Annotated in this window: 14 protein-coding genes; 8 read left to right on the forward strand and 6 right to left on the reverse strand. The window is 67.9% G+C overall.

The features are described 5' to 3' along the window. The first annotated feature begins 173 nt into the window (after nt 1-173). Nucleotides 174-1,415, forward strand: a complete 1,242-nt coding sequence (locus LFT45_RS10985; protein ID WP_236809274.1) for an MFS transporter — start codon at nt 174-176, stop codon at nt 1,413-1,415. An 82-nt stretch (nt 1,416-1,497) separates the two neighbouring features. Continuing rightward, nucleotides 1,498-3,324: a gamma-glutamyltransferase gene (gene ggt, locus LFT45_RS10990; protein ID WP_236803249.1), complete on the forward strand. Its 1,827-nt coding sequence runs from the start codon at nt 1,498-1,500 to the stop codon at nt 3,322-3,324. 54 nt (nt 3,325-3,378) lie between these two features. Here the strand turns inward: ggt and LFT45_RS10995 are convergent, their stop codons facing one another. Then, nucleotides 3,379-3,996, reverse strand: coding sequence for a hypothetical protein (locus tag LFT45_RS10995; protein ID WP_236803250.1), 618 nt, complete (start codon nt 3,994-3,996; stop codon nt 3,379-3,381). Nucleotides 3,997-4,241: 245 nt separating this feature from the next. Here LFT45_RS10995 and LFT45_RS11000 point away from each other — a divergent pair, with 245 nt between their 5' ends. Together LFT45_RS11000 and LFT45_RS11005 are read left to right on the forward strand one after the other, a co-directional pair. Then, complete coding sequence (locus LFT45_RS11000; protein WP_236803251.1) at nt 4,242-5,264, forward strand: hypothetical protein; 1,023 nt, start codon at nt 4,242-4,244, stop codon at nt 5,262-5,264. Between the two features lie 93 nt (nt 5,265-5,357). Beyond that, nucleotides 5,358-7,232, forward strand: a complete 1,875-nt coding sequence (locus LFT45_RS11005) for a DNA/RNA non-specific endonuclease (protein WP_236803252.1) — start codon at nt 5,358-5,360, stop codon at nt 7,230-7,232. A 6-nt stretch (nt 7,233-7,238) separates the two neighbouring features. Here the strand turns inward: LFT45_RS11005 and LFT45_RS11010 are convergent, their stop codons facing one another. Then, nucleotides 7,239-11,039, reverse strand: a complete 3,801-nt coding sequence (locus LFT45_RS11010; RefSeq protein ID WP_236803253.1) for a DUF3376 domain-containing protein — start codon at nt 11,037-11,039, stop codon at nt 7,239-7,241. A 551-nt stretch (nt 11,040-11,590) separates the two neighbouring features. On the opposite strand from LFT45_RS11010, the gene LFT45_RS11015 reads away from it, so the two are divergent. Further along, nucleotides 11,591-12,091, forward strand: a complete 501-nt coding sequence (locus LFT45_RS11015; RefSeq protein WP_236803254.1) for a bacterial transcriptional activator domain-containing protein — start codon at nt 11,591-11,593, stop codon at nt 12,089-12,091. A gap of 16 nt (nt 12,092-12,107) precedes the next feature. On the opposite strand, the gene LFT45_RS11020 is transcribed toward LFT45_RS11015, so the two are convergent. After that, the gene (locus LFT45_RS11020) at nt 12,108-12,707 is read right to left on the reverse strand and encodes a hypothetical protein (protein ID WP_236803255.1); all 600 of its coding nucleotides are present in this window, start codon (nt 12,705-12,707) and stop codon (nt 12,108-12,110) included. Nucleotides 12,708-12,894: 187 nt separating this feature from the next. Between LFT45_RS11020 and LFT45_RS11025 the strand changes: the two genes are divergently transcribed. Together LFT45_RS11025 and hrpB are read left to right on the forward strand one after the other, a co-directional pair. Then, a complete protein-coding gene (locus tag LFT45_RS11025) occupies nt 12,895-14,562 on the forward strand; it encodes an HNH endonuclease signature motif containing protein (protein ID WP_236803256.1) in 1,668 nt (555 codons plus the stop codon). A gap of 248 nt (nt 14,563-14,810) precedes the next feature. After that, nucleotides 14,811-17,567 carry an ATP-dependent helicase HrpB gene (hrpB, locus tag LFT45_RS11030; RefSeq protein WP_236803257.1) on the forward strand — a complete coding sequence of 919 codons (2,757 nt, stop codon included), beginning with the start codon at nt 14,811-14,813 and terminating at the stop codon, nt 17,565-17,567. Here the strand turns inward: hrpB and LFT45_RS11035 are convergent, their stop codons facing one another. Then, nucleotides 17,568-18,656: a glycosyltransferase family 4 protein gene (locus tag LFT45_RS11035; protein WP_236803258.1), complete on the reverse strand. Its 1,089-nt coding sequence runs from the start codon at nt 18,654-18,656 to the stop codon at nt 17,568-17,570. It abuts the gene before it with no gap. Nucleotides 18,657-18,762: 106 nt separating this feature from the next. Then, on the reverse strand, nt 18,763-20,892 hold the full coding sequence (locus tag LFT45_RS11040; RefSeq protein ID WP_236803259.1) for an amylo-alpha-1,6-glucosidase: 2,130 nt from the start codon (nt 20,890-20,892) through the stop codon (nt 18,763-18,765). Between the two features lie 249 nt (nt 20,893-21,141). Between LFT45_RS11040 and LFT45_RS11045 the strand changes: the two genes are divergently transcribed. Further along, nucleotides 21,142-23,322, forward strand: coding sequence for an elongation factor G-like protein EF-G2 (locus LFT45_RS11045; RefSeq protein WP_236803260.1), 2,181 nt, complete (start codon nt 21,142-21,144; stop codon nt 23,320-23,322). 3 nt (nt 23,323-23,325) lie between these two features. On the opposite strand, the gene LFT45_RS11050 is transcribed toward LFT45_RS11045, so the two are convergent. Beyond that, entirely contained in the window at nt 23,326-24,057 is a 732-nt protein-coding gene (locus LFT45_RS11050) for an alpha/beta hydrolase family protein (protein WP_236803261.1), read from the reverse strand. Between the last annotated feature and the right edge of the window lie 37 nt (nt 24,058-24,094).

Raw genomic sequence — 24,094 nt, forward strand, 5'->3', positions numbered from 1 at the left:
GGAGGGAGGCGGCGCTGTGCGGACCGGAGCCGCACCGCCTTTCGCCGCCCACTCCGTTGGGCACGACGCTACGCTCGAACGCCGCCTGATAAAAGGGTCTCTGGCGGCCCCCGGCGAAGACGACGAGAATGGGTTCCGTGCCCCAACTCCGCGCCGGGACGGACAGCGAGGCGATGAACCCGGCGGCCCGCAAGCTGCAGCGCATCTACCTGACGCTGACACTGGGCAATACCCTTGCGGCGTCATTCATCTGGGGCATCAACACGCTGTTTCTGCTCGACGCGGGGCTCAGCAACCTTGAGGCTTTTGCCGCGAATGCCTTCTTCACCGCCGGGATGGTGCTGTTCGAGGTGCCCACGGGCGTGGTGGCCGACGGCTGGGGGCGCCGCGTTTCCTTCCTGCTCGGCACCGCGACCCTGTCCGTTTCGACGCTCCTCTACTACCTGCTGTGGCAGCTTTCCGCCCCGTTCTGGTCGTGGGCTGTGGTGTCCGTGCTGCTTGGTTTGGGTTTCACCTTCTTCTCCGGCGCCGTGGAGGCGTGGCTCGTGGACGCGCTGCACTTCTCCGGCTACGACGGTGCGCTGGAGACGGTATTCGGGCGCGGCCAGGTGGTGTCCGGCACCGCCATGCTCATCGGGTCGGTGGCAGGCGGCGTCATTGCCCAGGCCACCGACCTCGGCGTGCCGTTCCTGTTGCGGGTGGGCGTGCTGCTGGCCATGTTCGTGGTGGCCCTCTGGCTCATGCACGACGTCGGCTTCACCCCCGAACGCTCCGCGCGTCCCCTTCAGGCGACGCGCGCCGTCCTTTCAGCGTCCATCGAGAACGGCCTGAAAAATCCGCCTGTGCGTTACGTGATGCTGTCCGCGCCGTTCACGGCCGGTGTCGGGATCTATGTCTTCTACGCCCTGCAGCCGTACCTGCTTGAGCTGTTCGGCGACCGCAGCGCGTACGCCATCGCAGGATTGGCCGCAGCCATCGTGGCAGGGGCAGAGGTTCTCGGCGGCTGGCTGGCGCCGCACTTCCGGCGCCTGGTCCGCAAACGCACCACGGTGCTGATCCTCAGCGGATCCGGGAGCGCGCTGATTCTGGTGGCGCTCGGCTTCACGCGTGAATTCTGGGTGGCCCTGATGCTGCTGGCCGTCTGGGCGCTGGTGGCGGAGGTCGGGACTCCGGTGGGGCAGGCCTACCTCAACGACATGATCGACTCCGGGCAGCGGGCGACAGTACTCAGCTTTGCCTCCCTCATGGGCTCAAGCGGCGGCGTGGTGGTGCAGCCGGTGCTCGGCCGGACCGCTGATGTGTACGGCTATCCGGCATCGGTAGCGTTCAGCGGCGTCATCCAATTGCTCGCCGTGCCGTTCCTGTATGCCAGCCGCCGGCAGCGCGCCGCGGCTGATGAAGCACACGGCCGGTGAAAGTTTAGGCCGTTGAGTGTCCTTCCTCTGCGGAGTAGCGTGACAGTACCGTCACCCGCACTACCCTGACCCGGGAGCGACCATGCCACACCTGAAAAGCCAAGTAGCAGCCGTGACCACGGCCCTGGCCATGAGCGTGACGGCGGGCGCCGTCGCCCCTCCCGCGTTTGCTGATGAGCGGGTGACCGAAAAGACCGCGACGGCCACCGGATATGGCGGCGCGGTGAGCACCGTGGACCCGGAGGCTTCCGCCGCGGCCATCGACATCCTCCGCCGGGGAGGCAACGCTGCGGACGCCGCGGTGGCCGCTGCGGCCACCCTCGGCGTAACCGAGCCGTACAGTGCCGGGGTCGGCGGCGGCGGGTACTTCCTCTTCTACAGCGCCCACACCGGGCGTGTCAGCACCATCGACGGCCGCGAGACGGCACCCGCGGCCATGCCGCACGACGCCTTCATCGACCCGAAGACGCAGAAACCTTACAACTTCACTCCGGAGCTCGTCACCAGCGGCGTGTCGGTGGGCGTTCCCGGCACGCCGGCCACGTGGGAGCGGGCGCTGGACCGGTGGGGAACCAAGGACCTCGACGACGTCCTCGAGCCGGCCATCGAAGTTGCGGACCGCGGGTTTGTGGTGGACGATACCTTCCGTCAGCAGACCCTCGACAACAAGCTCCGCTTCAAGGCGTTTACCTCAACCAGCAAGCTCTTCCTTCCCGGCGGTGACGCACCCGCCGTCGGCAGTATTTTCAAGAACCCGGACCTTGCGGCAACCTACCGGCTGCTCGCGGACAAGGGAACACGCGGCTTCTACCACGGGGCGCTGGCGAAGGAGATAGCTGCAACGGTCCAGGCTCCGCCCAAGACCAAGACCACCAAGCTGCCTGTCCCCGTTGGCCACCTGACGACGGCGGACCTCGCCAAGTACCGCGCGCTGAACCAGCGGCCCACCCACGTGGAGTACCGCGGCCTCGACGTATACGGCATGGCCCCCTCAAGCAGCGGCGGCACCACCGTGGGCGAGGCGCTGAACATCCTTGAGCCGTTCAACCTCTCCGGCATGTCCAGGCCCAGCGCGCTGCACCACTACTTCGAGGCCAGCGCGCTCGCCTTCGCTGACCGCGGCAAGTACGTGGGCGACCCCGCGTTCGTCGATGTTCCCACGCGTCGCCTGACGGACCCGCTGTTCGGCAAGGAACGCTCCTGCGAGATAGATCCGAAGAAGGCGGCATCAAAGCCGGTGGCCCCTGGTGACGTGGCAAATTACGACGGCGCGTGCCCGGCCGCCGCGGCGGCCCCCGCTAGCGAGAAGGACACCGAGAACATCTCCACCACCAACATGACCGTCGCGGACAAGTGGGGCAACGTCGTCGAGTACACCCTCACCATTGAGCAGACCGGCGGGTCGGGCATCGTGGTGCCCGGCCGCGGGTTCCTGCTGAACAACGAGCTGACCGACTTCTCCACCGTGTACGACCCGAAGGACCCGAACCGGATTGAGCCCGGCAAACGGCCCCGGTCCTCGATGTCGCCGACCATCATCCTCGAGGACGGCGAGCCGTTCCTGGCCCTCGGCTCGCCCGGCGGCTCAACGATCATCACCACCGTCCTGCAGACCATCCTGAACAGGGTGGACCTGGGGATGAACATCTCCGCTGCCATCGCGGCTCCGCGGGCGGCGCAGCGGAACGCGGCCAAGGTTACGGCCGAGCCGGCGTTCATCAAGACGTATGAAAGCCAGCTGAAGCCGTTCGGCCACGAGTTCACCCCGTCCGGTGACGCGTTCACTTCGGCAGCGGAGATCGGCGCGGCTACGGCCATCGAGTTCGAGTCCGGCGGGCGCATGGTCGCCGCGGCTGAGCCGGTCAGGCGCGGGGGAGGCTCCGCCATGGTGGTCAGGCCCTCGCGGTAAGTGCGGGGCGCCCCTGGCCTCAGGGCAGGAACTAGTCAGGACTGCTGGTTCCGGTTAGGGCGAGGCCACACGCACACTAACCGTGCTCTCGCCCTGCAGGAACTTGATACGCAATGCGGCTTCACGCGTCTCCGCCGGGACGGTGAAGCTGACATCGCCGGATTTGCTCGAGTCACCTGAGACCAGTTCGTTCAAACCCGAGTCGGGGGCGACGCTGACGCCGGCGACATTGAGCCGGAAGGTGGAATCCCAGAAGTTGAGGTCATACCTGCCGTGGTTGGTGGCGCGCACCGAGAACGTCAGGGTGATCTTCCCATCCACGTCGGGCCGGGCCTCCGCGCTGAGGACCTCGTATTCCACCTCCGACGAGCGGTATTTGCGCTGCTCCGGCAGTGTGACAGTCCATCCCGGGCCTTCACCCGGTGCCGTGTTGCCGGGGCTGGATGCCGTATTGCCGGGCCGGTCTGAGGCGCCGGAATGGGTGGACGTTCCTGTTTGCGGGGACGCCGCGCCGGTGGCCTGGCCGGACACAATTGGCGCTTTGGCGGCGTTGAACACCCCGAGCTGACCCAGGCCAAGGAGGAGCCCGGTCACCGCGGTGAGCAACGCGGCGGCCGCCGTGACAATGCCCGGCAAAGTTACCCACCAGCTGGGGGGTTTTTCTTCGGTCATTTTCGGTCCCCCTCGGGTCCCCTGCCACCTCACGATGGTGGCATTTCCAATAATCCAGCCAACGGGCTTTCTGCGCCAGATGGCTGACGTTTTCCGGCTGGCTGCAAATGGCTCCGCCGCTGGATGCCGGCACGGGGGAAGGCTGTAACGCTGCAGTAACGGTTGACCGCATACGTTACTGTCCTGCTCCTACGCGGGCTTTTTGCGTTTTCGGAGCGGCTGGAAGCAACGTAGGAGGGTCTGCAGTGAAACTGGAATCACTTCCGGACGAGGTAGTTGCCTCACTCGAGGTCCGGAATGCGTGGCGGAACCAGGTGGCCGGCAGCGGCGCCGCCCTGGAATTCCTCGTCTCGGATCTGGCGCGCTGGATGCCCGGCTCCGCGGTTCGGGTGGCTTTCCTAGATGGGGATACCGCCCTCCACGCCGACATAGCCGGCGCTACGAAGCAGATTACCGATGCCTGCAACCTCGAACTGGACTTCGGGTTGGACGCCACCGGGGAGTACCGGCGGTGGCATGAGGACGATATCGCCTATGCGGCGGAAATCCGGGTCGCGTTCAACATGGGGGGCTACTTTTCGCTGGTGGGCACCGACAGCAGCGACGCCACGATTGGCTCCCCGGGCGGTTCCGTAGGCGGCCGACCAAACCAGCGAAGCCTGAATCTGGGCGGGTACATCACCGACCGGCCCGAAAAATGGGAAGGCACCGTGCGGCACGAATTCCTGCACGCCCTGGCCTTCCACCATTCCCACCAGAACATGCGCGGCACCTGCGAGCAGGAGTTCAGGTGGGACGATGATCCTGATTACGTGCCGTCCAGGAATGCAAAAGGGGTCTTCGTGCCCGATCCCGCCGGGCGCCGCCCGGGCATCTATACCTTCCTTGCGGGTCCGCCGAACAACTGGCCCCGCGCCAAGGTGGACCACAACCTGCGCACTGAAGACGATCCTGCCGCCGTCGCCGGCCCCTTTGATACCCAATCGGTGATGCTGTACAGCTTTCCCGCCTTTTTCTACAAGTCCAACCCGAGCAGCTGTGCTCCGTCCGGCAACGGACAGGACCTCTCCGCCGGGGACCGGCGCGGCCTTCAGCTGCTCTACCCGCATACCGCGGAGGAGGTGGCAGACCTCCAGGAGCGGGCCGGTGCCGCCCTCGCGGCCCTGGACGGCGCCGGAAGCGCGCCGGAATCCTTCGAGATCGCCGGCGGGGACTACCGGGACCGGACGCTCGAACTGCTCCACACCCTCTCGGGAGGCGGCTCCTGACGGCCGCGGTCGTTCCGCCAGTTGGGGCCCGGCGGGACCGGTGCGCGCAGCTGCGCCGACGTGAAAGGACCTCTCACTTGAAAGGACAGGGCAATGACCACCAGCAAGGCGTCCTCGGGAAAGAAGAGCCCGGCTGAGGAGAAGATCGCTAAGGCACTGCGGCAGTTCATCCGGACGCGGGGAGCCGAGTACTTGAAGGACCCCAACATCACCTCCATCGGGGTGGGCTACAAAGTCAGCGAGGGTACAGCAACCGGGGAACTGGCCCTGCAGTTCACCGTCGACCAGAAGGCTGCTCCGGAAGACCTGGGAGCGCTGGACACCGCGCCCATTCCCGAAAGCATTATGGTCGACGGCGTCGCCGTTCCGACTGACGTGATCCAGCGGAGCTACCGGCCCGGGTTCCGCGTTGTGGCCGAAGCTGAGCCGCCCGCAGCAAAGGTGCGTGCTGACCCGGTGCTCCCGGGAATCAGTGTCGCCCACACCCGGGGCACTGCCGGGACCATTGGCTGCATCGTCTATGACAAGACAGACGGAGCACCACTGGTGTTGAGTAACTGGCATGTGCTGAACGGTCCGGGCGGCGCGCTGGGGGACACCGTGGTTCAGCCGGGACCCCACGACGACAACCGGGTCGACCGGAACCGCCTCGGAGTTCTCAAGCGCTCCCACCTTGGCGTCGCCGGTGACTGTGCGGTGGCGACCATTGAGGGCCGCGGCATCGAGCCCGAAATCCTCGGCATCGGTACGGCGCCGCAGGAACTGGGCGAGCCGGAAATTGGCGATAAGGTCATGAAGAGTGGACGAACCACGGGCGTCACCCATGGCGTGGTCCGCCGGGTGGACGTGATCGCCAAGCTGACCTACGGCACGGAAGGCGAACATGCCATCGGAGGCTTCGAGATAGGCCTGGATCAGCAAAACCTGCCAGACGACGGCGAGATCAGCCGGGGCGGGGACTCCGGTTCAGCCTGGATCTTCAAGAACGCCAATGGATCGCCCGGGACCGTTCTGGCTGGACTGCACTTTGCCGGCGAGACCGGTGCCACCACCGACGAGTATGCCTTGGCCTGCCTGCCCCAATCCGTGTTCGAGAAGCTGGAGATCACTCTGGTGCCGCCCGCGCCCGAAGCATTTCCGGGTGAAGCAGTTCCCGGTGAAGCAGGGGGCGGCTATGACGCCGCCTTCCTTGGCGTGCGGGTGGGTCTGCCTGCCCTGGCCGCCTCGCTTGCGGACGACGCGGTTCTGCTGGACGGCCATGAAGTTATTCCGTACACCCACTTCTCGCTGGCAATGAGCGCGTCCCGCCGGTTTGCCAGGTGGGTCGCCTGGAACATTGACGGCACCGCGCTGAAAAAGATCCCCCGGAAGGCTCTCAACTTCACCAAGGACCCCCGAATCCCCGCCAAGTTCCAATGCGGAAACGAACTCTACAGCGACAACCGCCTGGACCGCGGTCATCTGGCCCGGCGCGCAGATCTGCTGTGGGGCGACCTTGCCGAGGCGGATCGGGCCAACCGGGACTCCTTCTTCTACACCAACATCACGCCGCAGATGGATGATTTCAACCAAAGCAGCCGAAGCGGGATCTGGGGTCGCATAGAGGACGCGGTGTTCGCCGACGTTGAAGTTGAGGACCTGAGGGTCAGCGTCTTTGGCGGTCCGGTCTTCCAGGACGACGACCGGGTCTATCGGACGGTCCCCTTGCCAAGGGAGTACTGGAAAATCGTCGCCTTCGTCGAGGACGGGCAGCTGAAGGGGCGGGGGTTCCTGCTGACCCAGAACCTCAATCAGCTCGAAGCGCTTGAACTCGACGAATTCCGCGTCTTCCAGGTGGGCGTCAGCGAAGTCGAAGAACGCACGGGCCTGCGGTTCCCTGAGGGGCTCCGTAACGCGGATACGTTCCCGGTGCCGGAATCCCTCTTGGCCCGGGAACCGCTGGACAGCCCTGCCGGCATCCAGTGGTGACAGCGGCTATTGACGGTTCACAGGACGCGGTACGGTAACCACAGCGTCGGAGCAGTGCCGGACCATCCGCGTGATCTCCGGCAGCCACCAGACCACCAGTCCCCAGACCACCACGGCGGCGTACAGGCAGAGGAGGGTGCGCTCCGACTGGCGCAGGGTTCCTAGAACTCCCCAGACCGCCCAGGCAGCGAGGGGTCCCGCCGTTGCGGCCAGAACACCGGTCAGCAGGGCACCGGGCAGCGTCAGCCAGTCACACGTGAGAGCCAGCGCCACGACCAGCAGGGCACCGGCCAGAACCACCAGGCTCTGCCAGTCGCGTGCGGCCGACCAGTGCATGAGCTCGGTGACGAGGGGCACGAAGACGGCCAGCAGCAGACCTGCCGTAGCCAGCGCCTGATCCAGCCGCGGATGCTTGCCGTGGATGAGCGCAGGCACGGACATGGCCCACTGCCGCGTGGCGATTACCAGCCCCGCCATGAACGCCAAGCAACTGATCACCATCAGTTGCCGTGCCTGGCTCGCTGCCAGCGCCAGCGGTACCAGCAGCAGCGTCACGGCCAGAGGACCCGCAAATGCTCTTCTCGAAGCAGCCGCTTGCCAGTCCCGGGACCGCAAAGCCAGGGAAGGGTTTTCGGCGAGCGCTGCAAGGACGGGGCCCCACCGGTGCCAGCCGTCGTTGAGGGCCACCGCCGCAAGGATGAGAAAGAGGACACCGGGAAGTGCCAGCCACGGATAGAGGTACAACGGCTGAGCGCCAAAGGCAACATCTTCCGGCCGGGTCAGAACCCACAGGCCAGCGTAGCCAAACCCCAGAATGAAGGCCAGCCGCGCGGGGTGGACGACGGCGGGCAGTACAGTGAACAGCGGCACGAGCAGGACGTGCAGCAGCCAGCCCCCCAGTGTGGTGGCCAGCTTCCCGTCCGGCCGTGCCCGCCACAGCACCCGCAGTCCACGGGACATCAGCAGCAACCGGTAGGAAGCGCTCAGGTCGGATGGCCGGTCGGCGCCGGCACGGATCGACTGCCGTGCGGTCCTTCTGCTCTCAGGGGACGGGTGTGTGAGCCTGAATTGCTGTTCAGTGACCCTGTCCTGAAGCCAGGACACCCGGTTCCTGGAGCCGTGGGGCGGTTCGTCCGCATCTTCGTCGAGATTTTCCTCGTCCCCGTCTAGCTCGGGGATGCGGGGCCCGACGTCCACGGACAGCGTCTCGAGGAAACGGGATATGCCAGACGCCGCGTCCAGCCGTCCCCACCACCAGTCGTTTTCGCGCCACTCCCGGGACAGGAAGCCACTGAAATTGGCCAGGGTATTGCCGGCAAGTTTGAAGAGTGAGGGAACGTCTGCCGGGTCGGAGTCAAGGAGTGCTGCCGCGACCCGCTGATTGAGCTGAGGGTTTCTGAGGACGAACGCCACCATGCTCCGGTGCTCGCCATCCTTCAGCAGGGCGTAGTCTTCCGCATGGCCGGGCTTCTCGTCGCTCCCTATCCTCCAGTACCGGATCCTCGCCACCACCGGGGGGATGCCCGCCGCGGCCAGGGCGGGTGCCAGGTCGCGGGCAGAGAACCTGCTGCCATCTGAGGGGGAGAGCACCATCCTGGCTAAGTGCGGCCAGGGGGTCTCCAGCCACCCACGGAGTCCGTACTCCGCCCGGCTGGCGTCCTCCGCCCTGGCTGTCAGGTTCGCGCTGTACCCGATGAGCACATCCAGATGGGATTGCAGGGCATTCCAGCAGGCGCTGAGATCCGGGCGGTCCGATTCCGCAGCCGACAGCCACGCTGAAATGACTTCCTCGTGAAGAACACCGGGTTCGCAGTCCGATGATCTGTCAAGAACAGCCCAGAAGGCCTTGTCCCGGGCAGCAACCGCATTGTTGATGACACCGTAGACGCCGGCGCGAAGCTCGTCGAAGGACGTGAGGCTGTTCCGAAGTTGCTCCGGAAAGGATTCCGTCTCGATGCGGCGCAGCCAGGAGAACGCGCACTGCGCCGCATCGAGCAAGGCCTGGGCGTCCGCGGTGATCAGCTGGAACTGGGCCGTCCCCTCGTCCTGCCTCGAAATGGACTGGTATACCTGCCCCGTTTGGGAGTCGAATCCGCCTAGCTCGTCGCTGCCACGGGCCCGGAAGTTGCGGCGGTCTGTGGCGGTAGATGCAACCTGCCACTCATCAGGCCGCGTCAGCAGCTGGGTCAACATGTCCACGTCTGAGGTGGCACGGTAGCGGACGTAAGCGCGACGCCTTTCCAAGCCGACTTCCTTGCACCAGCGCTCGGACAGCACCGCGGCCAAGGCCTCAGAACGGCCAAGGTTCAGGGACAGGGTGTTGACGTAGTCGACATACTGGTTGACCTCCGAGTCAAGTGATTCGCGGCGCTTCAGCCGCAGCAGGGAGGCTCCCACTGCATTGACGAACTGTGAGATGTTCTCGTTTCGGCTTACCGGCACGGGGTCCCTTACGGCATCAGGGTCCAGGTAGAGCAGTGCCCTGTGAGCCGGCCGCGGTGAGACCCGGCCGCGCGCCGCCGTCAGTGCCCGTCCGATGGGGATGTTGTCGAACACGCCGCCGTCCACCACGTGGAAGGCGGCCTGTTCCCGCTCGGTGGTGGATGAGCGATGCGAGCCGAAGGCATGCCGCATATCGGGCTGATCCGGCGGCGGGTGGAGGTATTCGCTGCCCTCCATCGAGTAGATGGTGGCGGGTTCAAAAGCACCTGGGAACGACGACGTGGACCTTGCAGCATAGGCGAGCCGCGCCAGGTCGGCGGCCACCTCCCGCGCCGTGGCAGCGGTGTGGGCGGGGGTGTCAGGGCCGTTCCGGGCCGGGATCCGGTTGCCGGGAACAGGTCCGGCGGCGGCCGCCCCGGCGGTCCCTGTCGCTGTATTGCGACCCTCAAAGTGGAAACTTCCGCGCCCCTCCTGTACATCGGGGTTCCGGGAAAGCTCGTTGTCCAGAACGGTCGCGGACAGATCGATGGTCAGGTGCTCGGGGACCAGGGATTCATGCCGGTGGTCGGTACTGTAGATCCGCTCGAGTGCCTGCCGGATCCGGGGGAAGAAGTATTCGTCCCCGCGGAGGATGGACTTGACGCGTCTGAGTCCGGGGGGACGCATGAGCTCCTGGAGGCCGCCGTCGCGCTGCCACGTCTTCAGGATGGTCTCGTCGGGTGCGGCGCCCACCATCTGCGCCACCGCGTAGAGGATGCAGTTGAGTCCGCCGGCACTGGCGCCGGCCAGAATGTCGATTTCCACCCTGTCATATTGGGCCTCCACCAGCAGCGACGCGTATGCCTGTGCCCGCCGGAGCACGGGAGCGGCCAGGGGGTCGCTCGCAATTTCATCGGTCCCGCTGAGGTAGAAAGCGGTGAGTTCGTCACTGGCAGGGTCAGCGCTCTCCTCGGGCCTGCAGATCCGGAGGCGCCGCAAAATATCGAGTTCCGCCACGCAGCCACCGATCCAGACGGCAAGGCTGACGCCGCCGCGCATGGCGAGCGCGATCCTCAGGGTCCGGCCGAAAGCGGGCGTGAGCCCGTTGCCATCCGGAGTTTGGGCCGGGCCAAGCACCTGCAGGCGAACCGGCTGCGGGCGCTGCCTTTCCCGCACAAAGCGCTCCACTGACTTCCTGAATGCCGGCTCCGCGGACGCCTCGGCGTCAACGGCAGCTGCAAGATTTTGCAGGATCGTCGGATCGCCGGGAGCCTGCTGCAGTTGGACGTAAATCTCCGCCAGTCCCCGCGGAAGGTTGATGCCCCGCAGATAGGGCGGAAGTGTGGCCGCGCGTTCGTCCGGCGTGATCCTGATGGCGCTGCGCAAGTGTGAAGCGGCCGCTTGTCCCAATGTTGAATAAGCCAAAGTAGCCCCTGGAACTGGACGATTTTCGTCCCAGTATGCGCCGCCTCCACCCTGGGGCATATAGCCCATGCGGGAGCCGGCTAAGTGATAGTCGGCAGTCGGCCGTCCGGGAATGGTGCGGCGGGGGGGGGCTCGGGCGGTGGGCCTGGGAGCAGAGGTGTTCCTGAGGCCAGTGATACGCATGAGAGCGGTTTTGTAACCGGAATGACGTTCAAATGGCGGGGATGATTGACATCATTCACGCAACTGCGGATCCTCGTTCCGTAGATCTATCCCAGATCTCTCATTAATTGAATTTGGGGGCAACCATGGGCAACGGTGGCTATGGTGACTTTCATTTGGGGCTGTGTCAGTCGTGGCAACTCCTGTCCGGTGCCGATGCCGTCCACGTCCCGACCCGACAACAGCGGCTGATTACGGCGCTGGCCGTGAAGGGTCCGCGCCCGCGGAACTATCTGGCCGGCCTCCTGTGGCCGGAGCACTCCGATGGCAGGGCCATGGAAAGCCTCCGCGTGAGTGTGCATCTTGTCAACAGGCAGATGCCGGGGTTGCTGTCGGCCAACGGTGCGGTGCTGTCCCTCAGCGAGGTGGTGGAGGTCGATCTTCACCGGATCCGCTGGCGGATCCTGCAGCTGGGCGAGGCCGGGCTCAACGGTAATGCGGCTGCCTGCCTCCATGACCTGCGCCAGGCGGATCTGCTCCCGGGGTGGTACGAAGACTGGATTGTCGTCGAGCAGGCACGCCTTCGCCAGGACCGCTTGCACGCCATGGTCTTCATTGCCCGCGAGTCGCTGGCGCGTTCCGAATATGACGTTGCCCTGGAAGCCTCCGAGGCGGCCCTGGAACTGGAGCCGCTATACGAGCGGGCAGTTGGCCTCCAAATCCAGGCCGAGCAACTGCAGGGCAACACCGTGTCGGCGCTGCGGGCCTTCGAGAGATACCAGGCTCTGCTGAAGTCGGACACGGGACTCGCTCCGTCGGAAGCGGTTCGCCGGCTTCTTGACGGGGTGTGACCGCCAGGGGCGAGGGCTATGCAGGCTCAGGGCGCGGCAGCAGGTGCCTGTTCCTGATCTGCGACGGGCCAAACTCGACCGGTAGTGGCCGGATCTCCCAGGCACCGCCGCGCGGAGAACCGCCCTGTGCCCTTGGCTTGCCCACGGCGACGTGCGGGCGCCACCGCGGATACCTGTAGCCCAGGGCTCGGGAACTGAGGATGAAGTCATCGGGGTTGTCCACCAGCAGGTCATCCAGCAGCTCATGGAGGGCCTGGACGAGGGAGACCTGAAAGTCCCGCACGCCCTGGGGCACGTCCACCTCGAGTCCGGACACCCTGCCGCCGCCCAGTAGAACCAGCCGCTCGGCCGTTCCGGAGAAGCCTTCCAGCACGGGCAGGCTGCGCAGCCAGTCTGCGGTCTTGACGGCGGCCGCGGCCGGATCCGTGGCGCCCTTGGTCCAGTCTGTAACGTCGGCCGCGAAGTCCTCCAGGATGCCGATGTGGAGCAGGGTCATGTGCAGGCCCTGCGGCCTGCGCAGCCCGTCCGCGTAGGCGGCGAGCTGTTCGTAGTCCGCGGGTCTGGTGCCCACAGCGAGCACCGGAACCTCAACTGTGATGCGCGGAAGCCTCAGCATCCGGACCTCCCTGTCCCTGGCCGCCGTCGTGGTCTTTCGCCTGTGGATGATGCCATTATGCGCTTCTTGCGGTTCCGCAAGTTTTACCAACTTTGGGCTCCCGTTCCGGTTTAGCACTTTATCGATTGACCCGCTTGTGGTGCTCTTTCCGTCCCTTAATGTCGTAGCCCCCTGTCATGCTGTGGGTATGGATAGCGAGGCAGTTGCGAAGACGTTGGAGGCCATCAGTGCCTCCGCTCTTTCGCTGGCTGCTGAGCTCCGCCGGGTGGCTGATCCGGGTCCGGCCGGCGCGGATTTGCTGCCGGATAAGCCGGAATCGCCGCAGGCGGAGGCGGATCCGTTGGGGGAGCAGGCGGATGTGTGCCTGGACGGTCTGGCTGGGGTGGCGAGGATGGAGGCGCGGCTGGCGGCCGTGAAGGTGCAGCTTGCCGTCGGCTTTTCCGCGGCGGAGGAGGCCATGACTCCGCCTGGCGCGTCCGTGCAGGACCGCACCGTCCGGCGGATGTCGGTGACCGCTGAGGTTGCTGGCGCGCTGACCGTTAGTGAGGGGTCTGCGGAGCGGTTGCTGGTCGAATCCGCCAAACTGAGCAAGGATCTGCCGTTGGTGCTGGGCGCGCTGGGGTCAGGAGCACTGTCGTGGCAGCACGCGCGGATCATGTGCGACGAAACCGAAGGGCTGGATCCGGAAGCGGCCGCTGCTTTTGAGGCGCATTTCCTGGACCCGGACGCGCCCGGGTACGCGCGGGGTTGCGCGGCGGGGGAGCTGACGCCGGCGAGGTTTCGGGCCAAGGCCCGGTACTGGCGGGAACGGCATCATCCGGTCAGCCTCGAAACCCGGCACGCCAAGAGTGCGAAGGACCGGCGGCTGGAGTACGTCCCGGACCGGGACGGCATGGCCTGGTTCTCGGCGTACCTGCCCGCGGACCAGGCCGCCGGGATCTGGAACCGCACCACCGCCGCCGCCCGCGCCCTGCAGGGTCCGACCGAAACCCGGACCCTGACCCAGCTCCGCGTCGACGCCTTCGCCACGTGGCTGCTCACGGCGGGCTCGAGAGTTGATGGTGGGACTGAAGGTGCGGCCGCAGGATCCCTGCCCGAAGTTCCCCTGACGGCAAACTCCGTCCCGGCTGGTGAGGTGCCGGCCGGTGATGCCATGATCGGTGGGGTGCTGGCCGGTGACGCGCTGGCCGGAGGTGTCCCGTCCCCGCGGGCTCAGGTGCTGATCACCGTTCCGGTGTTCTCACTGCTCGGCCTGTCCGATGAGCCGGCCACACTCGACGGGTACGGGCCGATCCCAGCCAGCATGGCGCGCCGGCTCGTCGCCGACGGCGCAACGTCATTCCTCCGCGTGCTCACCGACCCGCGGGACGGTGCACCGCTGGAGATCGGACGCACCAGCTACCGCCTCACCAAACCAATGCGGCAATGGCTGCGGCTCCGCGACGCCAAATGCACGTTCCCCAACTGCAACAACCACTCCCTGGACAACGACGCCGACCACCTCCTGGCCTGGGCCGACGGCGGCGGGACCGGCGTCGCCAACCTTGGCCAGCCCTGCCCGAAACACCACCGCCTCAAACACGCCACAGCATGGCAACCAGTCGGCGCCACCCGGGACGCCACACCGGGCTGGATCTCACCCATGGGACGGTCCTACCCGGCCGAGTGCCAGGACTGGGAACCACCCCGCTGGCCAGAACCACCGCCCGGCCAATACTTGTCGGAACCGGACTGGCAGGATCCCGACGGATTCATCGACCCGGACGATTTCGTCGACCCCGGCGATTTCGACAGCATAGGCTCAGCACTGCCGCTGGATCCGTGGCCCGACTGGGCATCGTACACAGCTGCTTAGGAAGCCGCGTGCTGCAAGCCGCGCGGGGTACGCTCCGTTGCCCAGGCCTGCGCGGCTGCTATGCGCCGCCCGCGGATGATTGCGGGTGTGAGCTCGATCAGCGTAGAGGGCGGCAGGTGGCACGCGTGCTGGAGCACGACGCCGGGGCCGTACCTGCGAGCGCCAGCACCGCGGCTGGTGTTCGCCGGGTTGGGGTAAGACGCGCACGCGTGCCTGGTGCCACCCTCAGCGAGCGGCACAATGGAGTGGTGACTTCCGCACCCCTCCCGCAAGATGCCCCACATGGCGCCCTGCCACCTTTGGCCCCATTCAACCTGCTGACCATCGGCACCGGCCTGGTGTTTGCGGAGTCGCTGGCGGAGCTGGCCAGCGTGCTCCAAGAGCAGGGGGACGGAGGAGCTGCGGTAGTTCAGGCTCCACCCGGCACCGGCAAAACGACATTGGTGCCTCCGCTGGTTGCCAACCTGGCACAGGCAGCCGCCAGGGATGGGAAGCCGCGCATCGTGGTGACCCAGCCTCGCCGGGTCGCCGCCCGGTCGGCGGCCCGGCGCCTCGCTTCACTCGATGGGACGAAGCTGGGGGACCGGGTGGGGTACACCGTCCGAGGTGAGCGGCAGGCTGGTCCGGGTACCCTGATCGAGTTCGTGACCCCCGGCATCCTGCTGCGCCGCCTGCTGGCCGATCCCGGCCTGGAAGGCACGGCCGCCGTCATCCTCGATGAGGTGCACGAACGCGGCCTGGAAACCGATCTGCTGCTGGGCCTGCTCGCCGAGGTGCGCCAGCTGCGCGGCGACCTCATGCTCGTCGCCATGTCAGCCACGCTCGACGCTCCGCGGTTCGCGGCGCTGCTCGGCGCGGATCCCGGGGGCGAGCACAGCGAGGAGGCCGACGGCGGCGGGCCGGCTCCCGTCGTCGACTGCCCCTCCGCGCTGCACCCGCTGGAAACGGCATGGGCGCCCGCCCCGGTGGCGCGGCTGGACAGTCGCGGCGTGACGCGCGCCTTCCTGGACCATGTGGCGGACACCGCCGCCGCGAGTTACGCGTCAGCCCTTGCCGCAGATCCCGGCACCGACGCCCTGGTGTTCCTGCCGGGCGCGTGGGAGGTGTCCCATGTGGCTGGCCGGCTGCGCAGCCGAGCGGGTTCCGGCGTCGAAATCCTGGAACTGCACGGCCAGGTCAGCCCCGCCGCCCAGGACCGTGCCGTGTCCGGGCGCCAACCGGGCGATCCCGCCCGGATCATCGTCTCCACTGGCCTCGCCGAGTCGTCGCTGACGGTGCCCGGCGTCCGGCTGGTGGTTGACGCCGGGCTGTCGCGGGAACCGCGCCGTGACGCCGGCCGCGGCATGACCGGCCTGGTCACCGTCTCCTGCTCCCGGGCCTCCGCCGAGCAGCGGGCCGGACGTGCGGCGCGGCAGGGGCCGGGGAAGGTGGTCCGCTGCTATGACCAGAAGACCCTCGGTGCAGCGCCCGCGCACCAGACACCCGAGATCGGCGTGTCCGACCTGACCGGCGCCGCCCTGATCCTGGCCTGCTGGGGCTCACCGGGCGGCCGCGGACTGGCCCTTCCGGACGCCCCGGCTCAGGCGGCGATGGACGACGCGGTCGAGGTGCTGCGCGAGCTTGGCGCGGTGGCGGAGGACGGCCACGCGACGGACTTGGGCAAAGCCCTGGCGCGCATCCCTGCCGATCCGCGCCTGGGACGCGCCCTCCTGGTCGGGTCAGCGCTGCTGGGCGGAGGTTCGGCCGGCCGCGCCGGTTCCGGGACTAAGAGTTACGGAACTGCCGCGGAGGTGGTGGCCGCCGTCGCGGGGGACCAGCGCGCAAACGGAGCGGACCTGCCCCGGCTGGTTTCGGCGCTCCGCTCCGGCAAGGATCCCGCCTCCAAGCGGTGGGGCGAGGAGGCGCGGCGGCTGGACACCCTGGCGCGCCAGGCGGGGACCGGCGTCGGGCTTCCCACCGTCGATGTGCCGGTGCTCGATGTGCCGGTGCTCGCCGTGCCGGCCGGAACCGCCGAACAGATCGGTCTGGTGGTCGCCCTGGCGTTCCCGGACCGGGTGGCCCGCCGGGTATCCGGGGACGGGCCGGAGCGTTACCTGCTGACCTCCGGCACCCGGGCCGGCCTTCCCGCCGGCAGCCCGCTCGCCGGATATGAGTGGCTGGCCGTGGCCGAGGTTGCGCGCGCCGATGGGCGGGACGCCGCCGGGACCGGCGCAGTGATCCGTTCCGCCGCTCCGCTGACAGCGGACGCAGCCGAGGCCGCTGCGGCGCACCTGCTGCTCGACTCGGTGGAGGCAACATTCAGTCAGGGCCGGGTGACGGCCCGCCGGGAACGGCGGCTGGGCGCCATCTCGCTTTCCTCCACACCGGTGCGGGCGTCCGCGGGCGAGGGCCGCGCCGCCGTGGCCCGGGCGGTGGAGGAACAGGGGCTGGGAGCCATCGGATGGTCGACGGCGGCCGACGGAATGCGCCGCCGGCTCGCCCTGCTGCACCGGGAACTGGGCGAACCCTGGCCGGACATGTCCGAGCAGGCCTTGCTGTCCCGGCTCGATGACTGGCTCGGTCCGGAACTGGCGGCGCTGGCCGGTGGCGCCGCTACCTCCGGCGTTGACCTGACGGATCCTCTGCGGCGGCTGCTGCCGTGGCCGGACGCCGCCCGTCTCGGCGAGCTCGTTCCGGAGTTCCTGGAGGTGCCCAGCGGCTCCCGCGTCAGGATTGACTACCCCGCGGCCGGGGACGACGGCGGCAGGCCGGTAGTCGCCGTCAAGCTCCAGGAATGTTTCGGCTGGGACCGGACGCCGCTACTCGCTGGCGGACGGGTGGCGGTGCAGTTCCACCTGCTGTCGCCGGCCCGGCGGCCGCTGGCCGTCACGGACGACCTCGCCTCCTTCTGGTCGGGGCCGTACGCGCAGGTTCGCGCTGAGATGCGGGGCCGCTATCCGAAGCACCCCTGGCCCGAGGACCCATGGACCGCGACGGCCACGGCGCGGACCAAAACGCGGAAATGACTATCGGCGGCTTCGGCTGTTGCCGCCAGGGCCCGTCCCGGCGGTCCGCAGCTCTTCATTCGGGTCTTCGGGCAGCCCGGTCAGCCGGGCGTAGAGAGCCAGATGGGCGTCGACCATGCGCTCGGTGCTGAAGCGGTCTTCGGCCTGGGTCCGCACTGCCCTGCGGTCCAGGTCCGCCGCGCGCACCAGGAGGCCGGCAAGGTCCTCCGGCGAGGACGCCAGGTAGCCGCTGACCCCGTTGTCAACAATCTCGGGCGCTGAGCCCATGGGTGTGGCAACGACGGGGGTGCCGGTGGCCATCGCCTCGATCATCACCAGCCCGAATGGTTCCATCCACTGGATGGGATTGAGCAGTGCGATGGCTTCCCCGAGCAGTTTGTATTTCTCCGCGCCGCCCACCTCGCCCAGGAACTCCACGTCCGGGCCCTCCAGCGGCTCCACCACGTCGTGGTAGTACTGCACTTCGGCCGGTTCCCGCATCTTCGCGGCGATCCGGACCGGAATCCCGGCCAGTTGGGCCACCCTGATGGCCTCGACGACGCCTTTGTCGGGGCACATCCGGCCAAGGAAACACGCGTAGCCGCCCTGCCCGTGCCCCACCGGAACGCCGGCCACCTCCATGCCGTGGGGGATGATGGCCGTCACCCGGTCTGCCAGCGCGCTGCTGACCTGGCTCCTCGAGATGGCGATCAGGGTGGTGTCCCGGGCTGCTGCGCCATAGACAGCGGCGAACGAGGGGGTGAGTTCGCTGTGGATGGTGGTCACCACCGGCAGCCCTTCGGGACGGCCGCGGTAGAGCGGCCCGGCGAGGGTGTGGTCATGCACCAGGTCCACCATGCCGTCCATCCCGGCATACGCGTTGACGACGTGGCTGAGTTCGGAGGACGTGAATCCAACAAGGTCGGGTTCGGAGGAACGCATCCCGGGGAGCCGATCCACCGGGCAGGTACTGTCCGCGGCAGCGGCAAGCAGCACCTCATGGCCCGCCCTCGTAAAGCCTCTGGCCAGGGCGTCGACCACCAGTTCGGTGCCTCCGTACCCAGCCGGGGGAATCGGATACCAAGGCCCCGCAATCAAACCGATACGCATCCGCAGCTCCCTTGTCCGGATGTACTTTGACCGATTAACTACTGAGACCATTCAGTTTTTGAGTGGACCGGGCTACGGCACCATGTTCCTTAAGGCGCTGTGTTCCTCAAGGTGCCATCAGCCGCTCCAGCGGCGGCCGCGGTTCGTGCAGAACTGTCAGGCCCTCGCGCAGGCCGTCAATGGATCCCTCGCTGCCGGCGGCGCTCAACGTGATCCGGGAATGGTCCATTTGCACGTTGTCGGCACGGAAGCTGCCGAACCCCGGCGGCAGCACGGGGGCCAGGCAGACCTCCGCACGGGGAAGCAGCGGATCGAAGCGCAGGAGGGTCCGCATCAGGTGCACTGGAGCGGCCGATGCCCAGGCCTGCGGCGAGCAGGACGTGGGGAACGGGACGGGGTCGGGGAAATCGTCCCGGGAGAATCCGCAGAAGAGTTCCGGCAGCCTCCCGTCGAACTGTTCCGCCGCATCGAACAGGCCCGTGGCGATTTGCGTGGCCTCCTCGACGAACCCGTACCGCATCAACCCGGCAGCCACCAGCGCTGTGTCGTGCGGCCACACCGAACCGTTGTGGTAGCTGACAGGGTTGTATGCGCCCATGTCCGAGGCGAGCGTCCGGATTCCCCAGCCCGTGAACATCTCCGGCGACATCAGCCGCTTGGCCACCAGGGGCGCCTTGTCGGCGTCGACGATTCCCACCCAGAGGCAATGGCCCATGTTGGAGGTGCAGGCATCCACCGGACGCTTGTCCTTGTCCAGGGCCACGGCAAAGTATCCCCGCTCGGGGAGCCAGAACTTCTCGTTGAACTCGGCTTTGATCTCTGCAGCCCGGCGGTTCCATTTGGCCGCGGTCTCCTCGTCGCCCAGCTGCTGCGCGAGCAGCGCGCGTCCAAGGTAGGCGCTGTAGACGTAGCCCTGCACTTCACACAGGGCGATGGGGGCCTCCGCCAACCTGCCGTCGGCGAAGTTGATCCCGTCCCAGGAGTCCTTCCAGCCCTGGTTCAGCAGGCCATGCTCGTTGGCGCGCTGGTACTCCACGAAACCGTCGCCATCACGGTCCCCGTAGTGCTCCACCCATTCCAGGGCCCGGTCGGCATGCGGCAGGAGCGAGTCCAGCAGGTCGCCCGCCAGGCCCCAGCGCCCCAACTCCGCCAGCAGTGTCACGAACAGGGGCGTCGCGTCCGCGGTGCCGTAGTACGCCTGGCTGCCGCCGAGCGCGAGTCCGGCGGTGACCCCCAACCGCACCTCGTGCAGTATCCTGCCGGGTTCCTCCTCGGTGTCCGGATCAACTTTCTGGCCTTGCAGGGAGGCGAGGGTCTGCAGGGTTCCGGCCGCCAGCTTCGGATCCACCGGCAGCGCCATGTAGGAGGACAGGATGGAGTCCCTGCCGAACAGGGCCATGAACCACGGCGCCCCTGCGGCGACGGCGGCCCGCTCCGGGTGGTCGGGATCGAATATCCGGAGGGCGCCCAGGTCCTCCTGGCTGCGGGTCAGGACCTTCTCCACGTTCTTGTCCGTCACGGTCAGACGGGGAACGTGCTCCTCCCACGCGGCGTAGCGCTGGGCGCCCACGTGCGGAGCCGACTCATGCGTGAACGGCTTCGCCGGCCCGGCGCCGTCAACCAGCGGGGTAGTGAACACGCTGGCCGTCCACACACCGCGGGGGGCCAGTTCGGCGTCGAATGTCAGGGCGTCCTCCGTGACCGTGGCGCCGCGGGCGCTGATGACCACGCCGCGGTGGATGCCGTTGCGCATGGCGTCAATCTGCAGGGCGTCCGCCCGGACGTTCCTGCTGTGTTCGGCGGACGGCACCACCTTTCCGCCTTTGACGTCGAACAGGTCACTCAGGTCGGCGTCCACCTTGATCTGGATCTGGCAGGTCCGCGGCTGTTCCGAGTAGTTGTGGACTTTGATGTCGTCACGCAGGCCCGGCCCCACCTGCCGGCTGTGCTCCACCACCAGCGGGCTCTCCACCGCACCGTTGGCCGCGCGGGGCCTGCCGACGAACACAGCCCGGTAGGGTTCCCGCGTCTGGCCGGACAGCGGTTCCAGCGGAACGCCGTCCACCGTGAGCTGCCAGCGGGACAGAATCCGCGTGTCCTGGTAGAAAGCGCCCTGAGGCTGGCCGGGAAACACGTCCCCGCTCTCGGCGGAGATGCAAAAGGAGGAACCTTCCACCACGGTCACCGCTGTCAGCCCGGATGATCCTGCACCGATATTTTCGTTCCACGCACTCATCGACCGCTCCCTGGCGACTAGTCGGATGGCATGGGCCGGCCGTGCGGCCACGGTATCCATCGTCCCCCTACGGGCAGGACGCCGCAACGGTCATTACGTAGCGCCGGTCCCGGCCCCGGGGAGCCGCGCCGCCCCGCGGTCGGACTGGCGTTGCGGGGCCGGGACCCCTTGCTGATCAGCAGCTTTAGGTGTCGAATCGTCTTACCAAGGCCGCTTGGCGGCTCACGACTAGCACGCCGGGAGATGGTCATGTCGGTAAAGGGCACTAATGGCCGGGGCAAGGGTCCGGGCCGCGGCAGTTCCGATCTCCGGCGGGCGGACGCGTCGGCCGGAGCGCCGGTGGACCAGCCTGAGGGCATCCGCAACGTCGCGCTTGTGGGACACTCCGGGGCCGGCAAAACCATGCTGCTCGAGGCCCTGCTCGCCGCGGCCGGGACCATCCCGCGGATGGGTTCGATCGTCGACGGCAACACGGTCAGCGATGCGGAACCGTCTGAGATCCACCAGCAGCGCTCCGTGGTGCTTTCGGTGGCGCCGCTGATGTACGACGGCGTCAAAGTGAACCTGCTGGACACGCCGGGCTACGGGGACTTCACGGGCGAGCTGCGGGCGGGGCTGCGCGCTGCGGACGCGGCGCTGTTCGTGGTGTCGGCCGTGGACGGCGTCGACGCCGCCACCACCGCGCTGTGGGCGGAGTGCGCCCAGCTGGACACGCCCCGGGCGGTGGTGATCAGCCGGCTGGACCACCCGCGCGCGAATTTCGAGGCCGCCCTGGCCGCCTGCCAGAGCGCCTTTGGCCAGTCGGTGGTGCCCGCGTACCTGCCCGTGCGCGGGGACGGCGGCGCCGCCGGACTGTTGGGGCTGCTGTCCGGGCAGGTCTCGGAGTACGACGGCGAGTCCCCGGCGCCCGCGGTCCGCGAGGCCACTGCGGATGAGCTCGCAGCCGTGGAATCAGAGCGCGGCACGCTGATCGAGGGCATCATCTCCGAAAGCGAGGACGAGTCGCTCATGGACCGTTACCTCGGCGGGGAGGATATCGACGTCGACGTCCTGGTGGGCGACCTCGAAACCGCAGTCTCGCGTGGATCGTTCTTCCCGGTCCTGCCAACCTCGGCCGAAACCGGACTGGGGATCACGGAGCTGCTGGACATGCTGATCCGGGCGTTCCCGACACCCCTGGAGCATGCCGTGCCGGATGTGACGGACCTGGCCGGGGAACCGGCCGGGCCGCTGTCCTGCGATCCCGCCGGGCCGCTGGCCGGTGAGGTGGTGCGCACCACCATGGACCCGTTCCTGGGGCGGGTCTGCCTGGTGCGCGTCTTTTCCGGCACGCTGCGCGAGGATTCGGCAGTGCACGTCAGCGGCCGCGGCCTGGCCGAACGGGGCCATGAGGACCACGACAGCGACGAGCGCCTCACCCACCTCTACTCCCCAATGGGGGCGAGCCTGAAGCCGGTGCCGTACGCGGTGGCGGGCGACATCTGCGCGATCACCAAACTGGGCAGCGCCGAAACCGGCGATACCGTGTCAGCGAAGGACGCGCCGCTGCTGATCACCGCCTGGGACATGCCCGAACCGCTCATGCCGGTCGCCGTCGAGGCCGCCACCCGCAGCGATGAGGACGCCCTCGCCAAGAGCCTGGGCAAGGTGGCCGCCGGCGATCCGACGCTCCGGGTTGAGCGCAACTCGGAAACCCACCAGCTGATCCTGTGGTGCATGGGCGAGGCCCACGGCGAGGTGGTCCTGGACCGGCTGCGGGACCAAGGCGTGAAATTGCAGACTGTGCCCGTGGTGACGCCGCTGCGGGAGACCTTCGCCGCCCCGGCCGCCGGGCACGGGCGCTACGTCAAGCAGTCCGGCGGCCACGGCCAGTACGCGATCTGCGACATCGAGGTGGAGGCGCTCGAACGCGGGGCGGGCTTCGAGTTCGTGGACAAGACCGTGGGCGGAGTGGTGCCGAACCAGTTCATCAGCTCGGTGGAGAAGGGCGTGCGGTCGCAGATGCAGAAGGGAGTTTCGGCTGGCTTCCCGGTGGTGGACATCCGGGTGACCCTGGTGGGCGGCAAAGCCCACAGCGTTGACTCCTCGGACGCCGCGTTCCAGTCCGCCGGTGCGCTTGCCCTCCGCGAGGCCGCAGCCGCCGGCCGCATCCAGCTGCTGGAGCCCGTCTCCGCCGTCACCATCAGCATCCCGGATGAGTATGTGGGCGCCGTCATGAGCGACCTCTCGTCCCGCCGTGGCCGGCTCACGGGCACGACGTCGTCCGGCGGGGACGCCACGGAGGTCACCGCCGAGGTCCCGGACGGGGAACTCCTCCGGTATGCGGTGCAGCTGCGGGCACTGACCGCCGGCACGGGCCGGTTCCGCCGCAGCTACCTGCGGCACGAACCCGTCCCGGGCAACGTGGCGCCAGCGGCCGCGCATGCCTAGGCTCTAGCCGCCCGCAGGGCTGTTGGCGGGACTGTTGGCGCGGAGGAACGCGGCGACCGGAGCCGCCAGCGAGGCGCCGATGTCTTCGGCGCTGCGTTTGTTTCCGGCAACCGCGAACGAGTGGTCGCCGCCCTCGCACCACTGCAGCGTGGCGGTCGGTCCGATCCGTGACACCACACCTTCCAACAGGTCCTTGGTGGCGAAGGTGTCACGGGTTCCCTGCAGGAAAAGCATGGGGGTTTGCACCCCGTAGAGGTGCTCGTCGCGGAGCTTCTCCGGCTTGCCGGGCGGGTGCAGCGGGTAGCCGAGGTAGACGAGACCGGCAGCCTGCATGCCTTCGGCCACCGCCATGGAGGCCATCCTGCCGCCGAACGACTTCCCGGCCGCCCAAATCGGTTCCGCCGACCCAGCGGACTCCGACTCGGCGGACTCCGACCCGGCGGACTCCGACCGGGCCGCCGCTTCGGCCATCGCCGCCCGCCAGGTGGCGATCGCTGCCGGCGGGCGGTCGGGGAACTTCCGGCCCGCCTCGCGGTAGGGGAAGTTGAAGCGCAAGGTGGCCACGCCGTCGTCGTTCAATGCGCCCGTGAACCCGCGCATGAACGGGTGCTCCATGCCCGCACCGGCGCCGTGGGCCAGCACCAGTGTTGCGATCGGATTGGCTGGCCGCGCGTAGGCGCCGGAGACGTGGCCGTCGCCGACGGCGATGGTGATGGGCGAGTCAGCGGTGGGCATGACTCCATCATGCCTGATCCGAGCGGACGGATTCGGA

The sequence above is a fragment of the Arthrobacter sp. FW305-BF8 genome, from assembly GCF_021789315.1.
In the GTDB taxonomy this organism is placed as follows: domain Bacteria; phylum Actinomycetota; class Actinomycetes; order Actinomycetales; family Micrococcaceae; genus Arthrobacter.